Origin of the sequence: Nocardia sp. SYP-A9097, from assembly GCF_009649815.1 — a bacterium.
GTDB lineage: Bacteria > Actinomycetota > Actinomycetes > Mycobacteriales > Mycobacteriaceae > Nocardia.
The window spans coordinates 1-4,925 of sequence record NZ_WJIC01000067.1; the positions used below are offsets into that span (position 1 = coordinate 1).

1 protein-coding gene is annotated in these 4,925 nt (G+C 63.0%); it reads left to right on the forward strand.

What is annotated here, in order from left to right:
• Positions 1-20 precede the first annotated feature (20 nt).
• Positions 21-4,925: non-ribosomal peptide synthetase (locus tag GFY24_RS40705; RefSeq protein ID WP_228567168.1), on the forward strand; the 4,905-nt coding region annotated here is incomplete at its 3' end.

A 4,925-nucleotide genomic window follows, 5' to 3' on the forward strand; every position in this document is an offset into this window, starting at 1 on the left:
GCGCTGATATCGGTCGGGATATGACGTTCGCGCAACTGGTCGAGCAGTTGCAGGCCGATCAGGGCGATACGTTGGAGCACCAGTTCCTGCCGTTGACCGAGATCTGCCGTGCGTCGGGGCACAAGGATCTTTTCGACACCCTGGTGGTGTATGAGAACTACCCGATCGAGACGTCGGTCGAGAGTGTCGGCGGGGATATCTCGGTGGTGGATGTCTCGGTGCACGAGACGGTGCATTATCCGTTGACCCTCCAGGTTTCGCCGGGTCCGGAACTGCAGTTGCTGGTGAAGTATTCGGCCGATGTGTTCGCCGCGGTGGACGTCGAACGGTTGGTGGCTCGATTGGTGCGAGTGTTCGACGCGGTGGTCGCTGATCCGCGGCAGCGGATGTCGGCGATCGATGTGTTCGACGAACAGGAACTTGCCCGGTTGGCGGAGTTCTCCAACCGGGCGGCGTTGGCCGAACAGACTGCCGCGGTATCGATTCCGGCGATGTTCGCCGCGCAGGTGGCGCGGACACCGGACACGGTGGCATTGGTGTTCGAGGAGCAGTCGTGGACGTATTCCGAACTCGATGAGGTCTCGTCACGATTCGCGCGGGTGCTTGTCGATCGGGGTGTCGGCGCGGGCGATGTTGTCGCACTGATGTTTCCGCGTTCGGCCGAGGCGGTCATATCCATCCTGGCGGTACTCAGGACCGGAGCGGCGTATCTGTCGATCGATGTGCGCCATCCCGACGAGCGCGTCGGTTTCGTGCTCGCGGACGCGGCCCCCGTCGTGGTGATGACCAACAGTGAGTACATATCCCGGTTCGCCGGACATGATCTGCCGGTCATCGATGTCGCCGACCCCACCTTGGCGGTAGCCCGACCGGACCTGCCCCTGCCAGTCCCGGCCGCGGCCGGGTTGGCGTTCATCATCTACACCTCGGGAACGACCGGCACTCCCAAGGGTGTCGCGGTCACGCATGCGAACGCGACGCAGTTGTTCGAATCGGTGCGCGAGGCGGGGTTCTTCCCGGCGGGACAGGCGTGGACGCAGTTCCATTCGTACGCGTTCGACGTCTCGGTGTGGGAGATGTGGGGTGCGCTACTGCACGGGGGCCGACTGGTGGTGGTTCCGGAGTCGGTCGTGCGGTCGCCGATGGATATGCACCAACTACTGGTTGACGAGCGCGTGACCGCACTCGCGATGACTCCGAGTGCGATGGGGGTGCTACCGACAGCGGGGTTGGAGGCAGTGGGCACATTGTTCTCGGTGGGTGAGGCGACTTCTGCGGAGCTGGTGGAGCGGTGGGCGCCGGGCCGAATGATGGTGAATGCGTACGGGCCGACCGAGACCACGACCTATTCGACCCTGGCGAGATTGGTGGCGGGGTCGGAGGTGTCGATCGGTCGCCCGATTGCGGGAACCGCGGTGTTCGTATTGGACGAGGGGTTGTCCGAGGTACCCGTCGGCGTCGTGGGTGAGCTGTATATCGCGGGTCGCGGTGTGACGCGTGGCTATCTGCGTCGTCCGGGGCTGACGGCCTCGCGGTTCGTGGCATGTCCGTTCGGCTCGGCGGGTTCTCGCATGTATCGCACGGGCGATCTGGTGCGCTGGAATGCCAACGGCGAGTTGGCATACGCGGGTCGTAGCGACGACCAGGTCAAGATTCGAGGTTTCCGAATCGAACTCGGTGAAGTCCGTGCCGCGTTGGCCGAGGTGGCGGGCGTGGAACATGCCGTGGTGGTGGTGCGTGAGGATCAACCGGGTAGCAAGCGGCTGGTCGGGTATGTGACCGGTGGAGTGGATCCTGCGGTGGTGCGGGAATCGGTGGGTGCGCGGTTGCCCGAGTACATGGTTCCCGCTGCCGTTGTGGTGCTGGATCGTTTGCCGTTGACGGTGAACGGCAAGTTGGACAGGCGGGCGCTGCCGGTTCCCGACTTCGCGGGCAGCGGGGATGGGTATCGGGCGCCGTCGACGCCGATCGAGGAGGTGCTGGCCTCGGTGTATGCCCAGGTTCTCGGGTTGGAGCGGGTGGGTGTGGATGACTCGTTCTTCAATATCGGTGGGGACAGTATCTCTTCGATTCAGGTGGTGGCGCGTGCGCGTGCGGCCGGTGTGGTGGTGAAGCCGCGCGAAATCCTTGTGCACAAGACGGTTTCCGCGGTGGCGCGGGTGGCGACGGTGCATACCGGACCGGTGGGTGAGGTCGATGATGGTGTGGGTGAGGTGTTTTCGACGCCGATCGTTTCCTGGCTCGAGAGCGTTCAAGGTCCGGTTGGTGAGTTCAATCAGGCGCTGATGTTCGCGGGCCCCGAAGGCGTCGCGTACGCGGACGTGGTTGCGTTGGTGCAGGCGTTGTTGGATAGCCATCCGATGCTGCGGTTGCGGGTGGACGGACACGATGACTCCGGGCGTGATTGGTCGTTGGTCGCGCAGGCGCCGGGTTCGGTGCGTGCCGAGGATTGTGTGACAACGGTTTCCGAGCTCTCGATCGAGAGTCTGGTCCGCGCGCGGGAGAATTTGGATATCGCCGCTGGTCGCGTGTTGCGTGCGGTGTGGGAGCCGACCGGTCGCAAGTTGGCGTTGATCATTCATCATCTGGCTGTCGATGTGGTGTCGTGGCGGATTATCGGTGACGATCTCAATCTGGGCTGGGACGCACTGCGTTCCGGGCGGCAGATCAGCCTGGCGACCGCGGGTACGTCGTTCCGGACCTGGTCGATGCGTTTGCATGACTCGGCTCATTCTGACGAGGTGTCGGCTCAGCTACCCGCGTGGAGTGAAATCGTTTCGGCCCCTGCGGTTTTGCCGCCGGTCGAGCCGGGCGCGGATGTGGTGGCGACCGCCGAGCATTATGTGGCCACGCTCGACGCCGATACGACGGACTTGCTATTGGGCAGTGCCGCTATCCGGCTCGGTATGGGTGTGAACGAAATCCTTTTGACCGCTTTGGCTTTGGCGTTGGCCGAGTACACCGGATGTGACTCCGCGATCGGTATCGATGTGGAGTCGCATGGTCGGGAGGAGCGGTTCGGTGGTGCGGCGGATCTGTCGCGGACGGTGGGTTGGTTCACGGCGAAATATCCTGTGTCGCTGTGTGTTCCGAAGCGTGGATGGGATGAGATCACGGGATCCGGTGTAGCGCTGGGTGCTGTTGTCAAGGCTGTGAAGCAGCAGTTGCGTGCGACTCCGGAGGGTCTGACGTATGGCTTGCTGCGGTATGTGCGAAATGAACCGCTGCTGAATGTCGCCGATCCGCAGATCGGGTTCAACTATCACGGCAGATCTCACGCACTGGCTGGTTCGACCGGTGGCGGGTCCACCTCAGCGCAGGACACCGCGGCGTGGCAGGTGGGGGGCCTACCCGTGGAGTTGGCGGCCTCCCCGGAAATGACACTGCTGCACACTGTCGAGATCAACGCCGCCGCGGTGGACACCGAGGCAGGCGCACAGTTGCAGGCATCGGTGGCTTTCGCGGCGTCGAAGTTGGATCGTAGCGAGATCGAGTCCATCACCCGGTTGTGGTTCGAGGCCGTCGAGGGGATCTGCCGGTACGCGCAGGCGGGTGGTAGTGGGCTGGTGCCCGCTGATCTGCTGGTGCGGGAGTTCGGTCAGGCGCAGATCGATGAGCTCGAGTCGGTATTCGAGGTCGCCGATATCCTGCCGTTGGCTCCGCTGCAGGAAGGGCTGCTCTTCCACGCCGCGTACGAGGACGGCAGCGCGGATCTGTATGCCACCCAACTGGATTTGATTCTCGCGGGTGAGTTGGATGTGGAGCGCTTTCGTGCCGCGGTGCAGTCCGTGGTGCATCGGCATCCGCACTTGAGCGCACGGTTCGTCTATAAGCAGTTCACGCGGCCGGTGCAGGTTGTATTGAAAACCCCCGAGGTGCCCTGGCGGTTTGCGGACCTGGCCGGTGTGTCCGAGTCGGAGCGGGAGCCGCAGTTGCGGCAGCTGGCGGTGGCCGACCGGATCGCATGCTGCGACCTGGATCGACAATCTCCCTTCCGGGTAACTCTGGTGAAAGCGGCGGCCGATAGGTATCACCTCGTCGTGACCGTGCATCACATTGTTCTCGATGGTTGGTCGTTGCCGATTCTTCTCGACGAGATATTCCGCGGATACGACCGGCAGAACATAGCCTCGCCGGCACCCTATCGAAATTATCTGGCGTGGGTTTCGGAACAGGACGCGGACGCTTCCAGCGTGGTATGGCGAGAGAAGTTCGCAGGCTTCGAGGTCCCGACGATCGTCGACCCGCTTGGAACATATTCCGCGCCGCAACGGGCGTCACAACGTTTCACCATCTCGGAATCCACGACTCGCGCTCTCGATTCTCTGGTGCGGCAATTGGATTCGACGATGAGTACGGTGTTGCAGGCGGCGTGGTCTCGGGTGTTGAGTGTGATGACCGGTCGGTCCGATGTGGTTTTCGGAACGACGGTGTCGGGTAGGCCCGCGGATCTGCCGGGTGTCGAGGGCATGGTCGGGTTGTTCATCAATACCGTGCCGGTCCGGGCTGAACTGGGTCGGGACATGACGTTCGCGCAACTCGTCGAACAACTGCAGAACAATCAGAACGATACGTTCGAGCACCAGTTCCTGCCGCTGACCGAGATTTGCCGGGCCGCCGGGCACAAAGAACTCTTCGACACCCTGGTGGTATACGAGAACTACCCGATCGAGGCGTCCACGGAGAACATCGGCGGAAATATCTCGATTGTCGACATCGCCGTCCACGAAACGGTCCACTATCCGCTCGCACTTCAAATAACACCGGGGCACGAACTGCGGCTCCAGGTGAACTATTCGACCGATGTGTTCGATGCGGTGACGGTCGAGCGTGTGGCGGGTCGGTTGCGGCGGGTGCTGGATGCGGTGGTGGTTGATCCGTGGCGGCGGGTGTCGTCGATCGAGGTGTTCGACGAGCATGAGCGG